The 317-nt window shown below is 73.5% G+C and carries 1 protein-coding gene; it reads right to left on the minus strand.

Annotated elements, in window-relative coordinates:
* A partial coding sequence (locus ASG92_RS29370; protein ID WP_200952067.1) for a PKD domain-containing protein occupies positions 1-317 on the minus strand: 317 nt, incomplete at both ends.

A 317-nucleotide genomic window follows, 5' to 3' on the forward strand; every position in this document is an offset into this window, starting at 1 on the left:
GTGGGCCGGGTTCTGCTCGGTGGACGTGCCGCCGTCGCCGAAGGCCCAGGACCACGACGTCGGCGAGCCCGTGGAGGTATCGGTGAAGGCCACGTCCAGCGGCGCGGTCCCGGAMGTGAGGGTGGCCGTGAAGGAGGCAACCGGCGCCGGSGGCGCTGCCGGGCTGACCGTGATGGTCGMGCTGGTCGAACTCGAGCCGGTGCCGTTGSTGGCGGTCAGGGTCGCGGTGTAGGTTCCGGCGGCGGCGTAGGTGTGGGCCGGGTTCTGCTCGGTGGACGTGCCGCCGTCGCCGAAGGCCCAGGACCACGACGTCGGCG

The sequence above is a fragment of the Arthrobacter sp. Soil736 genome (assembly GCF_001428005.1).
Lineage (GTDB): Bacteria > Actinomycetota > Actinomycetes > Actinomycetales > Micrococcaceae > Arthrobacter.